The organism is Amycolatopsis sp. NPDC043885 (assembly GCF_056435685.1).
This window is the reverse complement of the sequence record NZ_JBWKEA010000009.1, coordinates 236,860-258,592: the sequence shown is the minus strand read 5'-3', so window position 1 is coordinate 258,592 and position 21,733 is coordinate 236,860. Positions and strand designations below refer to the sequence as shown.

At 69.5% G+C, this 21,733-nt stretch carries 24 protein-coding genes; 3 read left to right on the top strand and 21 right to left on the bottom strand.

The genetic code is table 11. The annotated features are described in order from the left end of the window. Positions 1-37: 37 nt before the first annotated feature. From AC069I_RS26035 to AC069I_RS25945, 19 genes are all read right to left on the bottom strand, one after another. The gene (locus AC069I_RS26035; RefSeq protein ID WP_005158775.1) at positions 38-460 is read right to left on the bottom strand and encodes a hypothetical protein; all 423 of its coding nucleotides are present in this window, start codon (positions 458-460) and stop codon (positions 38-40) included. Next, complete coding sequence (locus tag AC069I_RS26030; RefSeq protein WP_340685422.1) at positions 457-1,287, bottom strand: isoprenyl transferase; 831 nt, start codon at positions 1,285-1,287, stop codon at positions 457-459. The genes AC069I_RS26035 and AC069I_RS26030 overlap by 4 nt, the downstream gene beginning before the upstream one ends. A 39-nt stretch (positions 1,288-1,326) precedes the next feature. Next, positions 1,327-2,088 (bottom strand): DNA repair protein RecO, encoded by a 762-nt coding sequence (gene recO, locus AC069I_RS26025; RefSeq protein ID WP_125676128.1) that lies wholly within the window; start codon positions 2,086-2,088, stop codon positions 1,327-1,329. A 49-nt stretch (positions 2,089-2,137) separates the two neighbouring features. Beyond that, positions 2,138-2,566, bottom strand: coding sequence for a CD225/dispanin family protein (locus tag AC069I_RS26020; protein ID WP_478266569.1), 429 nt, complete (start codon positions 2,564-2,566; stop codon positions 2,138-2,140). Positions 2,567-2,604: 38 nt separating this feature from the next. Further along, entirely contained in the window at positions 2,605-3,072 is a 468-nt protein-coding gene (locus tag AC069I_RS26015) for a CD225/dispanin family protein (protein ID WP_091599740.1), read from the bottom strand. Between the two features lie 54 nt (positions 3,073-3,126). Then, positions 3,127-4,335, bottom strand: coding sequence for an RDD family protein (locus tag AC069I_RS26010; RefSeq protein ID WP_478266568.1), 1,209 nt, complete (start codon positions 4,333-4,335; stop codon positions 3,127-3,129). A gap of 147 nt (positions 4,336-4,482) precedes the next feature. Beyond that, positions 4,483-4,935: a DUF2752 domain-containing protein gene (locus tag AC069I_RS26005; RefSeq protein WP_478227722.1), complete on the bottom strand. Its 453-nt coding sequence runs from the start codon at positions 4,933-4,935 to the stop codon at positions 4,483-4,485. After that, the gene (locus AC069I_RS26000) at positions 4,932-5,282 is read right to left on the bottom strand and encodes a CD225/dispanin family protein (protein WP_478227721.1); all 351 of its coding nucleotides are present in this window, start codon (positions 5,280-5,282) and stop codon (positions 4,932-4,934) included. The genes AC069I_RS26005 and AC069I_RS26000 overlap by 4 nt, the downstream gene beginning before the upstream one ends. Before the next feature lie 25 nt (positions 5,283-5,307). Next, a complete protein-coding gene (locus AC069I_RS25995) occupies positions 5,308-5,649 on the bottom strand; it encodes a CD225/dispanin family protein (protein WP_478227720.1) in 342 nt (113 codons plus the stop codon). Positions 5,650-5,805: 156 nt separating this feature from the next. Next, on the bottom strand, positions 5,806-6,705 hold the full coding sequence (era, locus tag AC069I_RS25990; protein ID WP_478227719.1) for a GTPase Era: 900 nt from the start codon (positions 6,703-6,705) through the stop codon (positions 5,806-5,808). Further along, a complete protein-coding gene (locus AC069I_RS25985) occupies positions 6,705-7,031 on the bottom strand; it encodes a cytidine deaminase (RefSeq protein WP_192745782.1) in 327 nt (108 codons plus the stop codon). Before AC069I_RS25985 ends, era begins: the two co-directional genes overlap by 1 nt. Next, complete coding sequence (locus AC069I_RS25980; RefSeq protein WP_478227717.1) at positions 7,024-8,376, bottom strand: hemolysin family protein; 1,353 nt, start codon at positions 8,374-8,376, stop codon at positions 7,024-7,026. The genes AC069I_RS25985 and AC069I_RS25980 overlap by 8 nt, the downstream gene beginning before the upstream one ends. A gap of 11 nt (positions 8,377-8,387) precedes the next feature. Further along, positions 8,388-8,942 (bottom strand): rRNA maturation RNase YbeY, encoded by a 555-nt coding sequence (gene ybeY, locus AC069I_RS25975; RefSeq protein WP_340685430.1) that lies wholly within the window; start codon positions 8,940-8,942, stop codon positions 8,388-8,390. A 55-nt stretch (positions 8,943-8,997) separates the two neighbouring features. After that, positions 8,998-10,080 (bottom strand): PhoH family protein, encoded by a 1,083-nt coding sequence (locus tag AC069I_RS25970; RefSeq protein WP_478227716.1) that lies wholly within the window; start codon positions 10,078-10,080, stop codon positions 8,998-9,000. 114 nt (positions 10,081-10,194) lie between these two features. After that, a complete protein-coding gene (locus AC069I_RS25965; protein ID WP_340685432.1) occupies positions 10,195-10,545 on the bottom strand; it encodes a histidine triad nucleotide-binding protein in 351 nt (116 codons plus the stop codon). A 530-nt stretch (positions 10,546-11,075) separates the two neighbouring features. Continuing rightward, complete coding sequence (locus AC069I_RS25960; protein WP_340685433.1) at positions 11,076-11,828, bottom strand: 16S rRNA (uracil(1498)-N(3))-methyltransferase; 753 nt, start codon at positions 11,826-11,828, stop codon at positions 11,076-11,078. A 3-nt stretch (positions 11,829-11,831) separates the two neighbouring features. Continuing rightward, positions 11,832-12,992 carry a molecular chaperone DnaJ gene (gene dnaJ / locus AC069I_RS25955; protein ID WP_340685434.1) on the bottom strand — a complete coding sequence of 387 codons (1,161 nt, stop codon included), beginning with the start codon at positions 12,990-12,992 and terminating at the stop codon, positions 11,832-11,834. A 42-nt stretch (positions 12,993-13,034) separates the two neighbouring features. After that, entirely contained in the window at positions 13,035-14,060 is a 1,026-nt protein-coding gene (gene hrcA / locus AC069I_RS25950; RefSeq protein WP_478227715.1) for a heat-inducible transcriptional repressor HrcA, read from the bottom strand. A gap of 81 nt (positions 14,061-14,141) precedes the next feature. Continuing rightward, the gene (locus AC069I_RS25945; RefSeq protein WP_478266567.1) at positions 14,142-14,750 is read right to left on the bottom strand and encodes a DUF1707 SHOCT-like domain-containing protein; all 609 of its coding nucleotides are present in this window, start codon (positions 14,748-14,750) and stop codon (positions 14,142-14,144) included. A gap of 298 nt (positions 14,751-15,048) precedes the next feature. Between AC069I_RS25945 and AC069I_RS25940 the strand changes: the two genes are divergently transcribed. Further along, positions 15,049-16,239 carry a lipase family protein gene (locus AC069I_RS25940; protein WP_478266566.1) on the top strand — a complete coding sequence of 397 codons (1,191 nt, stop codon included), beginning with the start codon at positions 15,049-15,051 and terminating at the stop codon, positions 16,237-16,239. Between the two features lie 104 nt (positions 16,240-16,343). On the opposite strand, the gene AC069I_RS25935 is transcribed toward AC069I_RS25940, so the two are convergent. Next, the gene (locus AC069I_RS25935; protein WP_478227712.1) at positions 16,344-17,840 is read right to left on the bottom strand and encodes a CoA-acylating methylmalonate-semialdehyde dehydrogenase; all 1,497 of its coding nucleotides are present in this window, start codon (positions 17,838-17,840) and stop codon (positions 16,344-16,346) included. A 145-nt stretch (positions 17,841-17,985) separates the two neighbouring features. Between AC069I_RS25935 and AC069I_RS25930 the strand changes: the two genes are divergently transcribed. Beyond that, on the top strand, positions 17,986-19,608 hold the full coding sequence (locus AC069I_RS25930; protein ID WP_478266565.1) for a PucR family transcriptional regulator: 1,623 nt from the start codon (positions 17,986-17,988) through the stop codon (positions 19,606-19,608). A gap of 59 nt (positions 19,609-19,667) precedes the next feature. Next, complete coding sequence (locus tag AC069I_RS25925; protein WP_340685441.1) at positions 19,668-20,033, top strand: SSI family serine proteinase inhibitor; 366 nt, start codon at positions 19,668-19,670, stop codon at positions 20,031-20,033. 121 nt (positions 20,034-20,154) lie between these two features. Here the strand turns inward: AC069I_RS25925 and AC069I_RS25920 are convergent, their stop codons facing one another. Beyond that, positions 20,155-21,717, bottom strand: a complete 1,563-nt coding sequence (locus tag AC069I_RS25920; RefSeq protein ID WP_478227710.1) for a DUF4153 domain-containing protein — start codon at positions 21,715-21,717, stop codon at positions 20,155-20,157. Positions 21,718-21,733: the final 16 nt, after the last annotated feature.

The following is a 21,733-nucleotide window of genomic DNA, read 5'->3' as shown; positions in this document are numbered from 1 at the left end:
GCGCGCGATGATGCCAGGTGACCCTGCGTTCCGGCGGTCACTCCCCGGGAGCGGTCCCCAGCAGGTCCGAACGCAGCTGCGACGCCGTCGAGACGACCAGCATGAGCAGCGTTCCGAGCGGCGAGGGATCCATGCCCTCCGCCGGGAACGCGTACCTCAGCGTGATGTCGATGCCCTTCTCCGAGCGCACGACGCCGAGCGTCCCGAACAGGCCCTGTCCGGCGCGTTCCGCCGCAGAGGCCGCGATCGCCGGGTCGTCCGGCAGGTCCCAGGCGACGACGCAGGTCAGGCTCAGCACGGTCAGCCCTTCGGCCAGCCGGGTCGCCTGGATGACGCACGGGACGTCCGCGTGCGAGAAGGTCAGCGCGCCGTCGTCGTCGACGTGGACTTCGAGATAGCGCTCGAGGGCTTCCCGTGCCGACGTCAGCAACGCCGCCGTGTCCGCTGCTTCGGTGGTCATGCGGTCCCTTCGGAAGCCTTGTCGGCTTTGTCGACGGCCCCGCCGAAGCGGCGGTCCCGTTTCGCGAACTCGAGGCAGGCCCGCCACAGGTGGGTGCGGTCGAAGTCCGGGAAGAGCGTGTCCTGGTAGACCATCTCGGCGTAGGCCGACTGCCAGAGCAGGAAGTTCGACGTGCGCTGCTCCCCCGACGGCCGCAGGAACAGGTCCACGTCCGGCATGTCGGGCTGGTACAGGTACTTCCCGATGGTCTTCTCGGTGACCTTGTCCGGGTTCAGCTTCCCGTCGGCGACGTCCTGGGCGATCCGCCGCATGGCGTCACCCAGCTCGGCGCGGCCGCCGTAGTTGACGCACATGGTCATGTTGAGCGCCGTGTTGTGCTTGGTCTTCTCCTCGGCGACCTGCAGTTCCTTGATGACGCTCGCCCACAGCTTGGGGCGGCGGCCCGCCCAGCGGATGCGGACGCCGATCGAACCGAGGTAGTCGACCTGGCGGCGGATGGTGTCGCGGTTGAAGCCCATCAGGAAGCGGACCTCCTCCGGGCTCCGCTTCCAGTTCTCGGTGGAGAACGCGTACACCGACAGCCATTTGACGCCCAGCTCCACGGCACCGCTGGCGACGTCGATCATCACCGCTTCCCCGCGTTTGTGGCCTTCGATCCGCGGCAGTCCCCGCTGGTTGGCCCAGCGGCCGTTGCCGTCCATCACCAGCGCCACATGCTTCGGGAGGAGTTCCCGGGGGATCTCCGGCGGCCGGGCACCGGACGGATGCGGCTCCGGCGCGCGAAGTTCGAATTGTGACGCCTTGTTCTCGCGTCCCCTGCGCAGCACCTTCGAGCCTCCTGATCGAGCGAACCTGTGCCTGCGACCCTACTGCGCCTGCGTGCTGGTCTCCCGCGCACGCCTCTCCACCAGCGGCAGCGACCGCAACTGGCGCTCCAGATGCCACTGCAGATGGGCCGCGACCAGGCCGGACGCGTCCCGCCGCGGCACCGGCTGCGAAGCCTCGGCCACCGGCCACTCGCCGTGCAGGAGCGCCGCGAGCAGGGTCAGCACCTCCGGGGAGGGGTGGACACAGCCGGGGACCCGGCAATCCGGGCACATCGAGCCGCCCGCCGACACGCTGAACGCCTTGTGCGGTCCTGGCAGGCCGCACCGGGCGCATTCGGTGATCGCGGGCGCCCAGCCGGCGTACGCCATCGCCCGCAGGAAGAAGGCATCGAGGATGAGGGAACTGTCCCGCTCCCCGCCCGCGAGCGCGCGAAGGGCTCCGACGACGAGCATGTAGAGCTTGAGCACCGGCTCGCCCTCTTCGGCGGACAACCGGTCCGCCGTCTCGGCGATGGCGCTCGCGGCGGTGTAGCGCTGGTAATCGGCCACCAGGGGCAGCGCGAAGGCGTCGACCGTCTCGACCTGGGTGATCACGTCGAGGGAGCGGCCGGTGTAGAACTGCACGTCGACGTGCCCGAACGGCTCCAGACGGGCCCCGAAGCGCGATGACGTCCGACGCACGCCCTTCGCGACCGCACGGACCTTGCCGTGCCGCCGCGTGAGCAGGGTGACGATCCGGTCGGCCTCACCCAGCTTGTGCGTCCGCAACACCACTCCGGTGTCGCGATAGAGGTTCACCACCCCGACATCGTCCCACCCGGGACCGACATCGGGGTGGTGCGCCCCGGAATCAGCAGTAGCGGCCGTAGCAGCTCGGCACGGACGCGGCCGCGACGATCGAGATGATGATCATCACGATGGCGAAGAGGCAGCCGAGGCCGCCGATGATCGACGCGATCATGCACATGGTCCGTGTCGACCGTGACGCGTCCGCGGCGGCGGCGTAGTTGCCCTGCATCTTGTACGTGTTGACCTCGTTGGACTTCATGATCGCGAAGATCGCGATGATCCAGCAGAGGAAGATGCAGCCGATCGCCCAGCCCTTGTAGTCCTTGATGGCGTTGATGTCGCCACCGCCGCCCGGCATACCGCCCGGAGCGCCGTAAGGGGAAGGCTGGCCGTACGGGGCGGGCTGCCCGTAGGGAGCGGGCATGCCACCGGAGGGCGGCCCATAGCCAGGCTGCTGTCCGTAGGGCTGCTGGCCGTAGGGGTTGGTCATGAAAGTGGTCCTCGTTGTTCTTTCGGCTACGGGTCGGGCTAGATGCTCGCGGCGACCAGGACGATCCAGAGAATGGAGAACAGGCAGCCGACCCCGCCGATGATCGAGGCGATCATGCACATGGTCTTCGTCGACTTCGACGCGTCCATGGCGGCGGCGTAGTTGCCCTGCATCTTGTACGTGTTGACCTCGTTGGACTTCATGATCGCGAAGATCGCGATGATCCAGCAGAGGAAGATGCAGCCGATCGCCCAGCCCTTGTAGTCCGGGATCGAGTTGATGTCGCCGCCACCGGGCATGCCGCCCGGAGCGCCATAGGGCGCGGGCTGACCGTACGGCGCGGGCTGGCCATACGGCGCCGGCTGGCCGTACGGCATCGGGTTCGCGCCGGAAGGCTGTCCGTACGGCGCGGGCGTGGCGCCGGACGGGGGTCCGTATCCGGGCTGAGGCTGCTGACCATAGGGCTGCTGGCCGGGGCCGGGCTGCTGGCCGTACGGGTTCGTCATCGGGTTCCCCACTTGTGTCGTGCTTCCCGACGGGTGGATCCCGCCGGTCGTTCCTTACTGCTGCGGTGTTCCGGGCCCGTTCGGCCCATCCGCTCCGGGCAACTGCTGCCTCAGCTGCTCCGGGGTGATCTTCTGCGTCGGCTCGGCTTCGTCGAACCCGGACGGCGCCTGCTGAGGCTGCTGCCCCTGGCGAAGGACCTGCGTCGGCTCGGACTCGCCCAGGGCCGGTCCAGGCTGGGACTCCGAGGACGGCGCCGCGGTTCCCTGCGGCTGCTGACCGAACGGCTGGGACGGCTGCTGTCCGAACGGCTGGGGCTGCTGGGGCGCGCCGAACGGCTGCTGCTGCTGCGGCGGCGGCGGCTGCTGGCCGAACGGCGAGGGCGGCGCGGGGAACGACGACGAAGCCGGCTGCGGCGGCTCGGGGAACCCTGGCGCCTGGCCGAAGGGCGCCGACGCGGGCGCGGCGGCTTCGCCCGGCACGACGACGGTGCTGAGGATCTTGTCGGCGAACGTCTGCTTCTTCTCGTCCCACAGCGGCCAGAGGTAACCGAGACCGCAGACCCAGCCGTCCAGGTTGTGGCACAGGTCCCGGACGAAGGCCATCAGCGGGCCGATCGGCTGCCCGTCACTCTCGCGGACGAGTTTGATCTTCAGGATCTTCTTGCCGAGCGACTGGCCGGTGGTGCCCATCTTGATCCACCGGTTGTAGACGGTCCAGGCGATCCCGGCGAGGTAGCCGACGACGGAGATGATGCCGCCGATGAGCGAATTCGCGTTCGTGGCGATGATGGCGCCGATGAGCGGGAGCACGAAGATCGGCGCGAAGTCGATCAGCGACCCGGCCGCGCGCAGGCCCCAGTGGGCGTAGTCGGTCTGCGGGCCGAACTGGGCGGCCTGACCGAACGGCGAGGGCTGGCCCTGCTGCCCGAACGGCGAAGATTGCCCCGGCTGCTGGCCGAACGGGGACTGCGGCTGCGCGCCGAACGGCTGCGACTGCTGCTGCCCGAACGGCGAAGGCTGCTCGGCGGGCGCTTGCTGCCCGAAGGGCGAAGGCTGACCAGATTGCTGTTGTCCGAACGGCGAAGGCTGGCCACCTTGCTGCGACTGCTGGGCCTGTTGCCCGAACGGCGAAGGCTGTTCTCCCGACGGCTGCTGTCCGAACGGCTGCTGCGGCTGCGGTGACTGCTGCCCCTCCCCCGGCGGGGGCCCGGATCCGGGCGGCGGCTGCTGTCCCGGCGGCTGCTGGCCGTAGGGAGTGGTCATCGAAATCCCCTCGCTGGTTCCTCGCCCCTGGCGCACGGGGCCTAGTGCGGCGACCCGGGGTGAATGTACGGCATGGGTACACACCGAGCAGACCGGTGCGCGGGAGCGTACTCGGTACCACCGACGATCCGGGCCTCGGCCCGGCACTCACACGTAGAGCGAGGTGAACGGGGCGAAGGGCAGGTTACGGATGACGAACCAGACGACGAACACGACACCGAACGCGAGCGGCGTCCAGCGCCAGTGCAGCCAGCTGTTCACCGCGCGGCCCCGAAGTCTTCCGACCGCCCAGGCGACGGTGCTCCAGACGAGCAGCAGAACGACCACAAAGGACACCGCGTTGTAGTGCAGCGCGGCGGGAATGTCCCCGTGCAGCGCGCTGTAGACCATGCGCATGCCACCGCAGCCGGGACAGACGATGCCCAGCAAGGTCTTGGTGGGACAGACCGGAAGCGGTCCGCCAGGGGTGGTGGGATCGCCCAGCCACAGGGCGACGCAGCCGAGGCCCGCACCGGCGGCGATGGCCAGGGGTGGTCCCAGCGCGCGGGCCTTCGCCTTGAACCCGCGCGCCGGGAATCCCGTGTAGACGGACGACGTCACGGCGTGTAGCTCGCCGCCGAAGCACCGATGATGATCATCACCACGATGAAGATGATGTACAGCAGGACGAGAACGCCGGTGGCGATCGCTCCCCACATGGACCACTTCTTCGCGTCGTCGGCGGCCTTCTGGGCTTCGGCGTGGAAGCCCTGCGACCACAACGTCTGCACCTGGCTCGACTTCACGATCGCCACGATACCCAGCGGCAAGCAACACAACACCGTGCAGAGAATGGCCCACACCAGGTTGTTGTCCGGCGGCGGACCGTAGTTCGGCACGCCGCCGTAGTACGGCTGCTGCGGCGGTGGCCCGCCCGGAGGCGGGTAGTTCGGGTACTGGTCGGTCATGAGGTCTCCCCCTCGATCGCCTCGATCAGCGGTAGGTGTTCATGTCGACGGAGGTCGCGAAGACACCGAGCACGACGACGAGGATGACGTACAGGATGGCGAGCACGACACCGACGATCGCCGCGATGATCGACCACTTCTTGGCCGCGTCGGCAGCTTCCTGCGCCGCGGCGGGCTGGCCCTGCGCCCAGAGGGTGTTCACCTGGTTCGCCTTGACGATGGCGACGATACCGAAGGGCAGGCAGCACAGGATCGTGGTGAGGATGGCCCACACCAGGTTGTTGTTGGGCGGCGGGCCGGGGTTGTTGAAGCCTCCACCGCCCTGAGGGTCGCCGGAGTAGTTGGGCAGGCCCTGGTTGTCGGTCATTTACCGCTTTCCCTTCACGAATGAGATGTGGAACTGCGACCCGGGCGCGCCGCCCGATCAGCGATCACCGGAGTCAAGGGTTGAGACTCTAAGGTCACCCGTCCGGTTCCACATCATCAACCGGTCTCCGCGACCGAATCGAGACATTCCGTTCAGTCAGAAGCCCAGCCGTCGCAACTGACGGGGGTCGCGCTGCCACTCTTTGGCGACCTTGATGTGCAGGTCGAGGTAGACCTTCGAGCCAAGGAGCCCCTCGATCTGCTGCCGGGCGCGGGCGCCGACGTCCTTCAGCCGCTCACCCTTGTGCCCGAGGATGATGCCCTTCTGGCTCGGTCGTTCCACATAAAGGAACGCGTGCACGTCGATCATGTCGTCCCTGCCCTCGTGGGGCAGCATTTCCTCGACGGTGACGGCGATCGAATGCGGGAGCTCGTCCCGGACACCCTCCAGCGCCGCCTCGCGGATCAGCTCGGCGACCAGGATCTGCTCGGGTTCGTCGGTGAGTTCGCCGCCCGGGTACAGCTGCGGGCCTTCGGGAAGGTGCCGCACCAGCAGATCCGAGAGCGCGCCGACCTGGAAACCGTCCACAGCGGACACCGGGATCAGCTCGGCGAACTCCATGACCTCCTGCAGGGCGAGCAACTGCTCGGCGACCTGCTCGGGTTTCACGAGGTCCGTTTTGGTGACGACGCCGATCACCGGGGTGCGCTTGGCGATCTTCTTGAGCTCGGCGGCGATGAACCGGTCACCGGGACCGACTTTTTCGTTGGCGGGCACGCAAAGCCCGACAACGTCCACTTCGGACCATGTCGAGTGGACGATGTCGTTGAGCCGCTCGCCGAGCAGGGTTCTCGGCCGGTGCAGCCCCGGCGTGTCGATGATCACCAGCTGGGCGTCGTCGCGGTGGACGATGCCGCGGATGGCGTGGCGGGTGGTCTGCGGTTTGCTGGAGGTGATCGCCACCTTGCTGCCGACGAGCGCGTTGGTCAGCGTCGACTTGCCCGCGTTGGGCCGTCCGACGAAGCAGGCGAATCCGGAACGATGCGGCTCGGCCATCAGCTCAGCACCTTGCCGCTGGGATCCGCGAGATAGACCGGGGCGTCTTCGGCGATGTCCCGCACCGCCTGGAGCGAGGCGCCGTTCAGGAGTGCGTCACCGCTGACGACGACGGCGGCCTCGATTCCTTCGGCTCCGCTCGAAACGGCGGCGGCGACGGCGGCCTGCAGCGCGGTGAGCTTGAACGACGGCTGGTCGACCGTGCTCGCCGCGTAGGTGCGTCCGTCGGTGTCGCGGAGCGCGGCGCCCTCGGCGGCCTGGGTGCGGGCTCGCGCGGACCTGGCCAGGGTCACCAGCTTCTGGTCTTCGGCGTCCAGCTCAGGCATGTTCGACACTCCTGTCACTTTCATCGGGCTGCGGGACCCGGGTCCGGCGCCTGCCCTGGGCGGCGTCGGTCACCGCGTCCGCGTCGGCGGGGTGGACGACCACCGTGGTGATCCGCATCCGACCGCGCCGGTCCTTACCGCCTTCGGCGAACAGCCGAAGTCCGGCGACCTCGGCTTCGGCCCCCGGCAGCGGGACCCTACCCAGTCGCTCGGCGAGCAGCCCGCCCACGGTCTCCACGTCGTGGTCTTCGAGGTCGATCCCGAACAGTTCGCCCAGGTCGTCGATCGAGAGCCGGGACGAGACGCGGACCGCGCCGTTTTCGAGTTCTTCGACCTCGGGACGTTCGTCTGCGTCGGATTCGTCGGTGATCTCGCCGACGATCTCCTCGAGGATGTCCTCGATGGTGAGCAGGCCGGCGGTGCCGCCGTACTCGTCGACGGCGATCGCCATGTGGTTGTGGGAGACCTGCATCTCCTTGAGCAGGTCGTCGAGCCGCTTCGAGTCCGGCACGAAGCTCGCCGGGTTCATCAGCTCCTCGACCTGGCGCTGCGACCCGCCCTCGGCCATGTACGCGGGCATGAGGTCCTTGATGTTGACCACGCCCACCACGTCGTCGACGGAGTCGCCGATCACCGGCAGCCGGGTGAACCCGGTCCGCAGGGCCAGCGCGAGCGCCTGGCGCACGGTCTTGTCGTGCTCGATCCAGACGATCTCCGTCCGCGGCACCATGACCTCGCGCGCGACGGTGTCACCGAGCTCGAACACCGAATGGATCATCTCGCGTTCGGATTCCTCGACGACGCCGCGTTCCTGGGCGAGGTCGACCAGTTCACGCAGTTCGACTTCGGAGGTGAACGGGCCTTCGCGGAAGCCGCGGCCGGGGGTGATGGCGTTACCGAGGACGATCAGCAGCCTGCTGAGCGGGCCGAGGATCGAGCCGAGGACGCGTACCGGTCCCGCGACGACCAGGCCGATCCGGTACGGGTGCTGGCGGCCGAGGGTGCGCGGGCCGACCCCGATGAGCACGTAGCTCACCACGACCATCACGCCGGCGGCGACGACCACGGCGAGCCACAGCGGCCGGACCCAGCCGAGGACGTCGACGGTGACCAGCACGGTGGCGGTCAGCTCGCAGGTCATCCGCAGCAGCAGGATCAGGTTGATGTGACGGCGGCGTTCGGCGATGACCAGCGAAAGCTGACGCGCGCCGGGACGCCCGAGCCGGACGAGACCGTCGGCACGGGCCTTGGAGACCGTGCTGACCGCCGCGTCGGCGGCAGCGAACACCCCGGCGAGCAGGATCAGCGCGATGGCGATGACCAGCAGGGCCGCGGGACTACCCATTTCGGCGCCGCCTAAGCCGGTGGTTCGTCGGCGGGCACGGCGTCGAGGCCGGCGGTTCCGAGGAGCCTGTCGTCCGCGGACCGCTGCGCGTCGCGCTTGTTGAGCGCGGCCACGGCCGCCTGGAACTCGCCGAGGATCCGCTTCTGCAGGCCGAACATCTCACGTTCCTCGGCCGGTTCGGCGTGGTCGTAGCCGAGCAGGTGCAGCACGCCGTGCGTGGTGAGCAGGTGCAGCTCGTCCATCAGCGAGTGACCCGCCGTCTTGGCCTGGTCCTTCGCGAACGCCGGGCACAGCACGATGTCGCCGAGCAGCGCGGGCGAGGCGTCCGGCGCGTCGGGGCGGCGCGACGAGTCGAGCTCGTCCATCGGGAAGGCCATCACGTCGGTGGGACCGGGCAGGTCCATCCACCGCTCGTGCAGGTCCTCCATCACTTCGAGGGTGACGAGCAGGATGGACAGCTCGGCGAGCGGGCTGACCTCCATCTTGTCGAGCGCGAAGCGGGCGGCCGACACGATGGAGGCCTCGTCGACGTTCACGCCCGATTCATTGGCGATCTCGATGCTCATTTCTCATCCCCGATAGTGCGCGCCTTGGTCGATTCGGGCAACGCGCGCTCAATCCTCATCTCCGTTGCCCTTTCCAGCCGTTGCTCTTGTCCTGGCTGTCCTGCAGCGCCTGCCACTTCTCGTACGCGTCGACGATGTCGCCGACGAGCTTGTGCCGCACCACGTCCTGGCTGGTGAGCTGGGCGAAGTGCAGGTCCTCGACACCTTCGAGGATGTCGCGGACCACCCGCAGGCCGCTCTTCTGGCCGGTGGGGAGGTCGACCTGCGTGACGTCGCCGGTGACGACGATCTTGGCGCCGAACCCGAGCCGGGTGAGGAACATCTTCATCTGTTCCGGCGTGGTGTTCTGCGCCTCGTCGAGGATGATGAAGGCGTCGTTGAGGGTGCGGCCGCGCATGTACGCCAGCGGCGCGATCTCGATGGTGCCCGCCTGCATCAGCCGCGGGATCGACTCGGGCTCGACCATGTCGTGCAGCGCGTCGTAGAGCGGGCGCAGGTACGGGTCGATCTTCTCGTTGAGCGTGCCCGGCAGGTAGCCGAGGCGCTCACCGGCTTCGACCGCCGGACGGGTCAGCACGATGCGCGTGACCTGCTTCGCCTGCAGTGCCTGGACGGCCTTCGCCATGGCGAGATACGTCTTGCCGGTACCGGCGGGGCCGATGCCGAAGACGATCGTGTGCTTGTCGATGGCGTCGACGTAGCGCTTCTGGTTGAGCGTCTTGGGCCGGATCGTCTTGCCGCGCCGGGAGATGATGTTCATGCTCAGCACTTCGGCCGGTGACTCGTGGTCACCGGTGGAGAGCATGCCGACGGTGCGGCGGACGGTGGCCGGGTCGACCTGCTGGCCGCGGCCGGCGATGGTCACGAGTTCGGCGAAGACACGCTCCGCGAAGGCGACGTCGGCGGGTGCGCCGGTCAGGGTGACCTCGTTGCCCCGGACGTGGACGTCGGCGGCGAGGAGTTCCTCGGCGACGCGGAGGTTCTCGTCCCTCGAGCCGAGCAGGCTGAGCGCGGCGGCGTCGGGGATGGGGAATCGGGACTGGGCCGCCTCGGTGATCGCGGCCTCGTCGGTCTTCGTCGGGATGACGTCCGCGGGAACGTCGGGTCGGGCGGCTTCACCCGGTACGGTTCCGGCCACGTGGCCTCGGGCCTACTTCCTGCGCTTACGCTGCGATTTTCAACGACAGTGACGAGTTCGATGTTACTGGTTGCGGGTGCCGGCACGCAGTCCGGTTTCCGCGGGGCGCGCGCTTCAGCGCCCGAAATGCCCCAGCTGCTCGCCGCCGAGCACGTGCGCGTGCACGTGGAAGACGGTCTGCCCGGCGTCACCGTCGGTGTTGAACACCACCCGGTAACCGGACTCGGCGATCCCCTCGATCTCCGCCACCTTGCGGGCCGTAAGCGCGACATCCGCCAGCAACTGCGGATCCGCCGCCGCCAGCTCCGCCACGTTCCGGTAGCGCTTCTTCGGCACCACGAGCACATGCACCCGGGCCTGCGGCGCTATGTCCCGGAACGCATACGTCGTCGCGTCCTCGTACACCTTGTCGGACGGGATCTCCCCCGCGATGATCCGCTCGAACAACGTCTCCGCGTCACTCATTCCCCCACCCTATCCCCACGCCGAGTACGTGCGCGGATGGCCGACACACGTGCGGAAACGGACGCCACGCGTGATCAGACGGACGACTCACAACCGAGGCGCCTCTACCTCACCAGGCGAGGGCCGCCAGGCCCTATGCCGGTACCGAAGACCTACGCACGCTCGGTCCCCTACGCACGCTTCGCTTTGCCGCTCCGCCCGCCAACCCCCGCCGACCGCACCGTGGGGGTCCGGGGGGGCTCGGCCCCCCGGGTCGACACGCGGAACCGCGCCGCGGCAGCGAATTTCGGGGCGGAGCCTGCGAAGCCCCCGAAATGAAGATGCCGCGGCGCGGTGGAGCCTGGGGGTCGCTCCACCGCCGCCGCGGCTCCGCCGGACCGAGGGGGGAGGTGCCCGGCGGGGATTCACGCGCGCGACTGGGCTTCATCCCCAGTGGCGCGCCGAAACCGTGTGTTGCGCGTCAGTTGACGAGAGTAACGGCTGTTTGCGTGATCGCGCCATAACTCGCCGCAAATTAGTGGGGTGTTTTTTCACTTCCAGCGCTCCGTGAGAACCCCCAGCGCCCCGAGTGCCACGGCGGCGGCGGTGGAGGTGCGCAAAACGGTGGGGCCCAACCGAATGGCGGTCGCGCCGGCGTCGGTGAGGGTACTCAGTTCTTCGTCGGTGATGCCGCCTTCGGGGCCGACGACGAGGAGGATGTCGCCTTGTGCCGGGAGTTCGATCTCGGTGAGGCGGGTGGTGATGCCGGATTCGAGGACCAGCGCGCGGGAAACGGTCTGGGCGAGTTCGGCGAGTTCGCGGGTGGTGACGGGTTCGGCGACTTCGGGGACGTGGGCGCGGCGGGCTTGTTTGGCGGCGGCCCGGGCGGTGGTGCGCCAGCGGCTGAGGGCTTTGTCGCCGCGGGTTCCTTCTTCCCAGCGGGCGACGCTGCGCGCGGCGCGCCAGGGGACGATGGCATCGGCGCCGGCTTCGGTGGCGAGTTCGACGGCGAGTTCGCCGCGGTCGCCCTTCGCGAGCGCCTGGGCGACGATGACGCGCAGGGCGGGCGGTTCCTCGATCCAGTGTTCTTCGATGGCGAGGGTGAGCGCCGCGTCGCGGCCCGCCTGGACGGCTTCGACGACGCAGCGTGCCATGCCGCCTTCGCCGTCTGAGAGCACGAGACGTTCGCCGACGCGCAGGCGGCGGACGGTGGCGGCGTGCCGGGCTTCCTCACCGTCGAGCGTGGTGCGCCCGGAGCCGGGCAGCGCGGCGGTGAGGAAGACCGGGAGTGTCGTCTCCGGCACGGGTTACCGGTGGTTCTTGGTGCGCAGCTTGGAGAACAGCCCGCCGGGCTTGGAGCCGTTCGAAGCGAGCGAAGGGACGTCTTCGCCGCGTTGCTGGGCGAGTTCGACGAGGAGGTCGCGCTGGGCGTCGTCGAGTTTGGTCGGCACCACGACGTCGATGTGGACGTGCAGGTCACCGCGGCCGTCGACGCGGCCGGAGGACCGCAGCCGCGGCATGCCCTTGGCGGTGAGCACGAGTTCGGTGGCGGGCTGGGTGCCCGGCTCGATGTCGAGTTCGTAGTCGCCGTCGATGAGCGTCTCGATGGGCACCGTGGCGCCGAGGGCGGCGGTGGTCATCGGGATGCGGAAGTTGCAGTGCAGGTCGTTGCCCTGCCGGACGAACACCTCGTGGGGGGCCTCGTCGATCTCGACGTACAGGTCGCCGGCGGGGCCGCCACCGGGGCCGACCTCGCCCTGGCCGGAGAGGCGGATGCGCATGCCGTCGCCGACGCCCGGCGGGATCTTGGCGGTGACGTTGCGGCGGGCGCGGACCCTGCCGTCGCCGCCGCACTGGCGGCAAGGGTCGGGGATGACCTCGCCGAAGCCCCGGCAAACCGGGCACGGACGGGCCGTGACGACCTGGCCGAGGAAGGACCGCTGCACGGACTGGACCTCGCCCGCGCCGCCGCAGGTGTCGCACGTCTTGGTGCCGGTGCCTTCGGCCGCGCCGGCGCCGCGGCACAGGTCGCAGACGATGGCGGTGTCGACGGTGATCTCGCGGTCGACGCCGGTGGCGCATTCCTCGAGGGTGAGGCCGAGGCGGATGAGCGCGTCGGAACCGGGCTGCACGCGGCTGCGCGGGCCACGGCCGCGGCCGCCGCCACCTCCGGCGGCGCCGAAGAAGGCGTCCATGATGTCGCCGAGGCCGCCGAACCCCGAGAACGGGTCTCCGCCGCCGCGGGCGCCGCCGTCCATCGGGTCGCCGCCGAGGTCGACGACCTTGCGCTTCTGCGGATCGGACAGCACCTCGTACGCGGTGGTCACCTCGCCGAAGCGGTGCTGAGCGTCTTCCGACGGGTTGACGTCGGGGTGCAGTTCACGGGCCAGTTTGCGGTACGCGCGCTTGATCTCCTGATCCGTCGCGTTCTTCGCAACCCCGAGAATGCCGTAATAGTCCCTCGCCACCGTCTTCGCCTTCTCCTTCTGACTTAGACCTCAACGCCGCGTTCAGCGGCCGGAGAGGATCTGCCCCACGTAGTTCGCCACCGCGCGCACCGCGGCGATGGTGTTCGGGTAGTCCATCCTGGTCGGCCCGACGACGCCCAGCCCGCCGAGCAGCATGTCGTCCATCCCGTAGCCGATGGACACCACCGAGGTGCTGCGCATCTGCTCGTCCTCATTTTCCTCACCGATGCGCACGCTGATCGCACCGGGGTTGCGGGCGGCCGCCAGCAGCTTGAGCACGATGACCTGCTCCTCGAGCGCCTCCAGCACCTGCCGCAGCGATCCGGGGAAGTCCGAAACGTTGCGGGTGAGGTTGGCCGTGCCGCCGAGCACCAGCCGCTCTTCGGGGTGTTCGACCAGCGATTCCACCAGCACGGTACAGACGCGGGTGAGGCTGTCGCGCAGTTCACCCGGCGACTTCTCCGGCAGTTCGGCGACCGCCGCCGCGGCCTCGGAGAGACGGCGGCCCGCCAGCGCCCCGTTGAGCACCGTGCGCAGCCTGGCGACGTTCTCGTCGGTGATGACGTCCCCGAGGTCGACGGTGCGCTGGTCGACGCGGCCGGAATCGGTGATCAGCACCAGCATCAGCCGCGCGGGGGTGAGCGGCACCACTTCGAGGTGGCGGACGGCGGAGTTGGTCATCATCGGGTACTGGATGACCGCGACCTGCCTGGTCAGCTGCGCGAGCAGCCGGACGGAGCGGCGCAGGACGTCGTCGACGTCGGTGCCGCTGTCGAGGAAGGCCGTGATGGCCCGGCGTTCGGCCGCGCTGAGCGGTTTGACCTCGGCGATCCGGTCGACGAACAGGCGGTATCCCTTGTCGGTGGGAATCCGGCCGGCACTGGTGTGGGGCTGTGTGATGTAGCCCTCTTCCTCCAGCGCCGCCATGTCGTTGCGCACCGTGGCGCTGGACACCCCGAGGTTGTGTCTGTCGACGATCGCCTTGGACCCGACGGGCTCCTGGTTGGAGACGTAATCGGCGACGATCGCGCGCAGCACTTCGAATCGGCGTTCTTCCGCGTTGGCCACCCGCACCTCCCTCGGCTCGTCCTCACAACGAGTTTACGGAAGGCGAAGTGCCCGGGGAGCCACCGGACTTCTTTGGGGCCGTCAACCGCGTCCGCGAAGGGAGCGCCGCCGCGGCTCCACGGGCCTTCGGATCACCTTCACGGACCCCCACCAGGCGAAACCCGTGACGCGGAGCACCGGCGCGCCCGTCGTCGGCCGCCGCCGCCCCGTCCCGCGGCCGGTGCCGAAACCGCCCATCAGGCCGATGCCCCGGACGTCGAGCGCGAAGTCCTCGGGAACGACGATCTTGACGCCGCCCATGACCGCCACCGCCCTGATCGTGCAAGGTCCGCCGTCGATCCGGGCCCGCCGCAGATCGAGGCGCACGCTGCCCCAGAACGCGCGGCTGACATGGTTCGGCGGCAGTGGCCCGGCGAACCGCCGCGTGGTGGCGGACATGACGGCGAACGAGCGCCGTCCGCCTTGTTCCTCGTCGCCGGTGTGGGACAGGGCGAGCGTGCCGCCGGGGGACAGATCCGCGACGACGGGTTCGAATTCCGCGAAGGTCTTGGCCGCGTAGACGGCGTCCAGCCTCGTTTCCAGTTCACCGGCGGTGATCCGTCCCGCACCCATGGCTTCGCACAGCAGTCGCGCGACGTTTTCGCGATCGGAATCGGCCACCCGCATCGCCGACCGCTTCGATTCTGACATGACGGCGATGCTAACCGGAATCGGCGATCGCTCCGGCCATTCCCCGGCGACCGGACGGAAAGCCATGACCACCATGAGCGAATTCGGTTTCTCCACACTGACCGTAATGACAAATCCATTTTCCGCCTGACAATCGCGGAGGCGGACAGCCGTACCGCCGCGACAATTCGACGAACGGCGATTGACCGCGCGGGCACGGAAGCGCTTCCATCTAGGCATTCTTCCACCGGCCGCACTTTCCGACTCAGCGTGGAGCGCAGTGATGACTTCTCCCTTTCGCCATACCCTCATCGCCATCATGACCGCGACCTTAGTCGCCGCGGGCACTGCGGTCGCGAGCGCGGACACGAATTCGGTGTACACCTCCTCTTCACCACTTCCCGCCGGCGAGAACGGTGACGTGGTCAAGTCGCAGCCCTCGACCTACAACGGCGCGAAGGCGACCCGGATCCAATATCTGTCGCGGGACAACAAGAACAAGCAAGTCGCGGTGAGCGGCACCGTTCTGGTGCCGGACAAGCCGTGGAACGGTCCCGGCGAACAGCCGATCGTGGCCTACGCGCCCTTCACCTTCGGCATGGGGCCGGACTGCGCTCCCTCGAAAACCCTCGCGGGCGAGGGGGCCTCGGACCTGATCTCCGGATTCCAAGGCGGTTTCGTCAACGCGTTGCTGGGCGCCGGGTTCGCCGTGGCACAGACCGACTACATCGGACCGTGGGTGGAAGGCGGCGGCGACCACCCGTACGTCGTCCGGTTGTCCGAGGCGCACACCGTGCTCGACGTCATCCGCGCCGCGCAGCGACTGCCGGGAACGGGCCTGCCCGCCAAGGGCCCGGTGGGCATCGCCGGCTACTCCGAGGGCGGCAGTGCCGCCGCGGCCGCCGCCGAACTGGCCGCCACCTACGCGCCCGAACTGGACATCAAAGGCGTCTACTCCGGCGCGCCGCCCGCGGACAAGGCCGTGCTGTCGAAGTCGCTCGACGGCGGGATGTACGCCGGGTTCCTCGGTTACGCCCTGATCGGTCTCAACCAGGCCTACCCCGAGGCCAGGTTGATGGACCTGGCCAACCAGGCCGGTGCCGAGCTGTTCCTGCGGGCCCGGCAGACCTGCACCATGAACGCGGTCCTCCAGTTCATGTACAAGCAGTCCAGCTCGCTGACCAAGGACGGCAAGCCGGTGTCCGCCTACCTGACCCAGCCGCCGTTCGACGCGATCGTGGCGGAGAACCGGATCGGCACGATCAAGCCCGCCATGCCGGTCATGGTCGAACACAGCCCGCTGGACGACGTCATCCCGGCCGCCGTCGGCAAGCAGATGGCGAAGGACTGGTGCGGCAAGGGCGCCAACGTCCAGTGGAAGGACTTGACGACCTTCACGCCGTTCTTGTCCCACGCGCTGGGTATGACGACCGCGTCCGGCGACGCCACCGAGTGGCTGAAGGGCGCGTTCACCGGGCAAGCCGGCAACGGCAACTGCGGCCGATTCTGACGCGCGGCGCGACCCACCCGAGCGGCCTCGCGAGTGGCCCCGGTCCGTCCTCGTGAGTGGCTGGGACGGTTAGAACCGTCCCAGCCACTCACGAGACCCGAGCGTCAGCTGTTGCGGGGGAAGCCGAGGTTCACGCCGCCCTGCGAGGGGTCCGGCCACCGCGACGTGACGACCTTCGTCCGCGTGAAGAAGTGGAACCCCTCCGGCCCGTACGCGTGGCTGTCCCCGAACAGCGAGTCCTTCCACCCGCCGAACGAGTAGTAGCCGACCGGCACCGGGATCGGCACGTTCACGCCGACCATCCCGACCTCGACCTCGTTCTGGAACCGCCGCGCCGCGCGCCCGTCGTTGGTGAAGATCGCGGTGCCGTTGCCGTAGGGGTTGCCGTTGATCAGCTCCAGCGCGGCGTCGTACCCCTCGGCCCGCGCGACCGCCAGCACCGGCCCGAAGATCTCGTCGGTGTAGATCGACATCTCCGGCGTGACGTGGTCGAACAGCGTCGGGCCGAGCCAGAACCCGCCGTCCTCGCCGTCGACCTCGACGCCGCGGCCGTCGACGACGAGCCGGGCGCCCGCGTCGACCCCCGCCCCGACATAGGACTCGACGCGTTCGTGGTGGGCGGCGGTGACGAGCGGCCCCATCTCCGAGGTGGGCCGCATGCCGTCGCCGACGCGGAGCCGCTTGATCCGCTCGGCGATCTTCGCGACCAGTTCGTCGCCGACCGGGTCGACCGCGACCACGACCGACACCGCCATGCACCGCTCCCCCGCCGAGCCGAAGCCCGCCGAGACGGCCGCGTCGGCGGCGAGGTCGAGGTCCGCGTCCGGGAGCACGACCATGTGGTTCTTCGCGCCGCCGAGCGCCTGCACGCGTTTCCCGTGCCTGGTCCCGGTTTCGTAGACGTACTTCGCGATCGGCGTCGACCCGACGAACGAGATCGCCTTGACGTCGCGGTGTTCCAGCAACCCGTCGACGGCCACCTTGTCGCCGTGCAGGACGTTGAGGACGCCGTCGGGCAGGCCCGCCTCGGCGAACAGTTCCGCGATGAAAACGGCCGCGGACGGGTCCTTCTCGCTCGGCTTGAGCACGACGGTGTTGCCGCAGGCGAGCGCGTTCGGCACGAACCACAGCGGGACCATCGCCGGGAAGTTGAACGGCGAGATCACGCCGACCACGCCCAGCGGCTGCGAGATCGAGTAGACGTCGACACCGGTGGAGGCGTTCTCGCTGAATCCGCCCTTGAGCAGCTGCGCGGCACCGCAGGCGTACTCGACGTTCTCGATCGCGCGCGCGACTTCGCCCGCCGCGTCGGATTCGACCTTGCCGTGCTCGCTCGTGACGATCTTCGCCAGCTCGTGGCGCCGCGCCGAAAGCAGCTCACGGAAGGCGAACAGCACTCGCGTCCGCCCGGCCAGCGACGTCCCGCGCCAGCCCGGCAGCGCCCGGGAGGCGGCGGCGACGGCGGCGTCGACGTCGTCCCGCGCGGCGAAGGCGACCTTCGCCCGCACCTGGCCGGTGGCCGGATCGAACACGTCCCCGGATCGTTCGCCCACGCCTTCGCACGGTTTGCCGTCTATCCAGTGGGTGATGCGGTCGGTCACGGGTTCCGCCCTCCTGATCGCCGGGTGCCTGCTCCCGGTCGAGTCTGGGCGCGCGCGCCACACCGACGCCATCGGCAACGTGTACGGACTCCCGGTCCCGGCCGTACAGTCTGTCTCCAGCGTTGCCGAACCGAGTGGGAGGCCGATGTACCCGACCGTCGCCGAGGTGCTCGCGCTGCCGGTGCTGCGTCAGGGCAGGCCCCATGTGGTGGCGGGGGCGGCGGGGCTGGACGCGCCGGTCCGCTGGGCGCACGTCGCCGAGGTCGCGGACATCGCCCCGCTGCTGCGCGGCGGGGAACTCGTGCTCACCACCGGGGTCGCGCTGCCCGACGACGGCGCCGCGCTCGCCCGGTACGTCGCCGATCTGGCCGGTGTCGGAGTGGCGGGGATCGTCGTCGAACTCGTCCGGCATTGGAGCGAGAAGCTGCCGCCCGCGCTGGTCGACGCCGCGGATCGGCACGGTGTCCCGCTGATCACCCTTTCGCGCGAGACGCGCTTCGTGTCGGTCACCGAGGCGGTGAACGGGCTGATCGTCGACGCCCAGGTCGACGAACTCCGCGCGGCGGAGCGGGTCCACGAGACCTTCACCGCGCTGACGGTCGCCGGTGCCGAGCCGGGAGACATCCTGCGCGAGGTCGCGAGGCTCACCGAACATCCGGTCGTGCTGGAGACGCTGTCGCACGAGGTCCTCGCCTACGACACGGCGGGGGCCGACCCCGGTGAACTGCTGCCCGGCTGGCCGTCCCGGTCGCGGCCGGTGCAGGTCGGCGAGCGGACCGGTTACCACCCGGGCGCGGGCTGGCTGATCACCGTGGTCGGCGCGCGCGGGCACGACTGGGGGCGGCTGGTCGTCGTCTGCGGGGATCCGCCCCCGCACCGGCACGTCGTGGTCGCCGAACGCGCCGCGTCCGCGCTCGCGGTCCACCGGCTGGTCGCCAAGGACACCGACTCCCTCGAACGCCAGGCGCACCGCGCGATCCTGACCGAACTGCTGGCCAACCCGGTGCCGCCCGCCGAACTGACCGCGCGGGCCTCGGCGCTGGGTGTCCCGCTGACGGGACGGCTGCTCGTCGGGGTCTCCGTGCGGCCGCGGATCACCGTGACCACCAAGGCCGCGCAGTCCACTCCGGTGCTGCTGCGGGAACTCGCCGAGGCGACCGTGCTCGCCGCCCGGCACGCCAAGGTGTCCGCGCTGGTGGCCACCGACGACACCCAGGTGCGCGCGCTGATCGCGCTGTCGCCGGAGGCCGGGGTCGACGCGGTACTGAGACGGCTGGCGAACGACGTCCACGAGGCCCGCGCCGGAGCGCCCGCCGTGGTCGCGGTCGGGACCACGGGCGGCGGGCCCGCCGACGCGCGCCGGACGCTCGTCGAAGCCGCGCAGGTGGCCGCCGCGGCGCTCGCGGAAAACGTCGAACGGATGGTCCACCGGCTCGACGACGTCCGGTTGCGCGGACTGCTGCATCTGCTGGCGAGCGACGAACGGATCACCGCGTTCGCCGCGCGGGAGCTCGGCCCGCTGCTGAGCCGGGACGCCGCACAGGGCAGCAGACTCGTCCAGGCGTTGAGGCATTACTGCGAGCACGGCGGCAACAAGTCGGCGGCGGCCGCCGCCGCGCACACCTCGCGCACCGCCTATTACCAGCAGCTGGCCAGGATCGAGCAGGTCCTCGGGGTACGGCTCGAAGATCCGGAGTCGATGCTCTCGCTTTATGTCGCTTTGCTCGCCCACGACATTCGAAAAGCGGACGACCACACGTCCGAGTGAGCAAATCTCACCCGAGCGTGGAACACAGTGACCGGGTCACGTCAGCCGATAGGGTTGATATGGCTTTCTTCGAACCGATCGGCGCCTGCGTGCTCGCGCTGGCCTGTATGGCCCCCGCGCAACCCGCCGAATCCACGTTTCAGCTGACCAGCCACGACACCCGGGGCCGGATCGGCACCGTCTCGCTCACCTGCGAACCCACCGGGGGGTCTCACCCGGGACGCGGTGGCGCCTGCGCCAAACTGTCCGAAGTGGACGGAGAGTTCGACCGGCTCCGCCCGGAACCGCGGGCCTGCACCCTCGAGTACGCCCCGGTGGACGTCTCCGCGGTCGGCAAGTGGCGCGGCGAACCGGTCACCTACCGCACTTCCTACGCCAACCGTTGCGTCGCCGACGCCGAGTCGGCAGGCGTCTTCACCTTCTGACCGCTCCCGACTCCGTCGAGGTGACCGCCGGGCCTCCCCCTCGGTGGCCCGGCGGGGCCGGTCACCGCGGCCTTGATCGCCCTCACCCCCACGAGGGCGATCAAGGCCGTGGTGTCACGACTCAAGAACGGGGCAGGTACCGGCACCCGATCCCGTCCTTCGCGGCAACGGGGGTCTGACGCGCGAGGGACCGGCTCAGGTTCCATTCGCGCCAATCATCTTCCGAAATTCCCTTGAGGACCGGCCTGAGCACGCAGGACCGCAGCGGCTCCGGAAGCCGGTCGGCCGACGGCACGACGTCGGCGGAAAACCTTGAGAGGTAACCGGTGTCGAGCGTCTTGCCGTGCGCGAGCCGGTCGATGTTGCGGTCGGCGATGAACCGTTCCGGATCGAGGACGGCCAGTCCGAGCAGCGCCGCGACGGCGGCTCCGATGGCCGCGCGCGGCAGCCAGGCCGACCGCAGCGGGAGCAGGGAAACGAGCACCAGCAAGAAGATCAGCCCGATCCAGAGTTCGCAGACCTCGACCAGCAGCCGCAGCACGGTGAACCCGTACGCCTGCTGGTATGTCCACATGCGACTCAACGCCGAGGCGACCAGCACCAGGCTGAGCACGCTCAGCGCGCCGAGGAGGCCGCGCTGCCAGGCCCGATCGGCCGCCGACGACTTCGGCGCCCATCGCAGCGCGGCGGCGACCAGCAGCAGGGTCAGCACGGTGATGGCGGAGAGCTGCCAGAACCCGCTCCTGGCGTATTCGGCCGCCGTCAGGCCGCTCGTGGCCAGAAGGTATTCGGTGCCGCCGAACAACACGACCAGGCGGACCACGACGAAGCTCGTGAACAGCGCCGCCAGCACCCCCAGCGGCAACGTCCATTCGAGCCGGTGCGCCAGGCGTTTGCGCGGCGTGTCGACAGCAGCACTGTCGGACGGCAGCGGGGGCGCCGCCAGCAGGTAACACGCGCCGGTCACGGCCGACGCGGCCACGACGAAGAAGAATCCCCAGCGCACGAACGTTCCGGGGTTCAGTTCGGGGAGCACCGCGTCGACGACGTTCGCGAACGCGGCGTCCGCGCCCCGCAGCAGCGGCACGAACACCAGCAGCAAAAAGGCGCTGGCCAGCACCGGCACCAGGAACCTCGGCCTCGCGCGGCCTTCCTGCTTCTTGCCGAGCTTCACGAGCCCGCGCCCGATCCACGGGATCGAAAGCAGCGCTTCGATCGGGACCGCGAAGACGTCGTAGATGATCGTGTTCACCGTGCGTTTCCCGACCACGGCGAGGGATCCGGCGACGAGGGCGGCCAGCACGCACAACACGTTCAGCCACACCGACGCGCGGACCATGCCGACCGCGAGCAGGCCCAGCGCGGCCGCCGCCCATACCGCGTTGACCAGACGGAAATGCGGTTCGGCGTCGCCGCGGGCGCGCTTGTCGGCGAAGTAGACGGCCACCGCGAACGCGAGCCCGGCCACGAACCAGCCGGCTCCGGGCTCGTCCGGCATGGCGAAGGCGGCGATCAACCCGGCCGCGACCGCCGCGGGCAGGACGGAGCCGGGAAGCGGGACGATCGTCGATTTGGGCGGCACGCGGGGCCGCATCAGCACCGGGACCTGCGGCGCGGGCGGCAACGTGGCGGTCGCCGCCGGGGGCGGCGCGTGCGCCTGCCGGTCTTCTTGGTCTTCACTCATCTCACTCCTCCAGTTT

Coding starts and splice junctions, on each gene's coding strand:
- AC069I_RS26035 (WP_005158775.1), bottom strand. CDS start 460: ATGACCACCGAAGCAGCGGACACGGCGGCGTTGCTGACGTCGGCACGG.
- AC069I_RS26020 (WP_478266569.1), bottom strand. CDS start 2,566: ATGACCAACCCCTACGGCCAGCAGCCCTACGGACAGCAGCCTGGCTAT.
- AC069I_RS26015 (WP_091599740.1), bottom strand. CDS start 3,072: ATGACGAACCCGTACGGCCAGCAGCCCGGCCCCGGCCAGCAGCCCTAT.
- AC069I_RS26010 (WP_478266568.1), bottom strand. CDS start 4,335: ATGACCACTCCCTACGGCCAGCAGCCGCCGGGACAGCAGCCGCCGCCC.
- AC069I_RS26000 (WP_478227721.1), bottom strand. CDS start 5,282: ATGACCGACCAGTACCCGAACTACCCGCCTCCGGGCGGGCCACCGCCG.
- AC069I_RS25995 (WP_478227720.1), bottom strand. CDS start 5,649: ATGACCGACAACCAGGGCCTGCCCAACTACTCCGGCGACCCTCAGGGC.
- era (WP_478227719.1), bottom strand. CDS start 6,705: ATGGCCGAGCCGCATCGTTCCGGATTCGCCTGCTTCGTCGGACGGCCC.
- AC069I_RS25985 (WP_192745782.1), bottom strand. CDS start 7,031: ATGCCTGAGCTGGACGCCGAAGACCAGAAGCTGGTGACCCTGGCCAGG.
- AC069I_RS25980 (WP_478227717.1), bottom strand. CDS start 8,376: ATGGGTAGTCCCGCGGCCCTGCTGGTCATCGCCATCGCGCTGATCCTG.
- ybeY (WP_340685430.1), bottom strand. CDS start 8,942: ATGAGCATCGAGATCGCCAATGAATCGGGCGTGAACGTCGACGAGGCC.
- AC069I_RS25965 (WP_340685432.1), bottom strand. CDS start 10,545: ATGAGTGACGCGGAGACGTTGTTCGAGCGGATCATCGCGGGGGAGATC.
- AC069I_RS25945 (WP_478266567.1), bottom strand. CDS start 14,750: ATGTCAGAATCGAAGCGGTCGGCGATGCGGGTGGCCGATTCCGATCGC.
- AC069I_RS25940 (WP_478266566.1), top strand. CDS start 15,049: ATGACCGCGACCTTAGTCGCCGCGGGCACTGCGGTCGCGAGCGCGGAC.
- AC069I_RS25930 (WP_478266565.1), top strand. CDS start 17,986: ATGTACCCGACCGTCGCCGAGGTGCTCGCGCTGCCGGTGCTGCGTCAG.
- AC069I_RS25925 (WP_340685441.1), top strand. CDS start 19,668: ATGGCTTTCTTCGAACCGATCGGCGCCTGCGTGCTCGCGCTGGCCTGT.
- AC069I_RS25920 (WP_478227710.1), bottom strand. CDS start 21,717: ATGAGTGAAGACCAAGAAGACCGGCAGGCGCACGCGCCGCCCCCGGCG.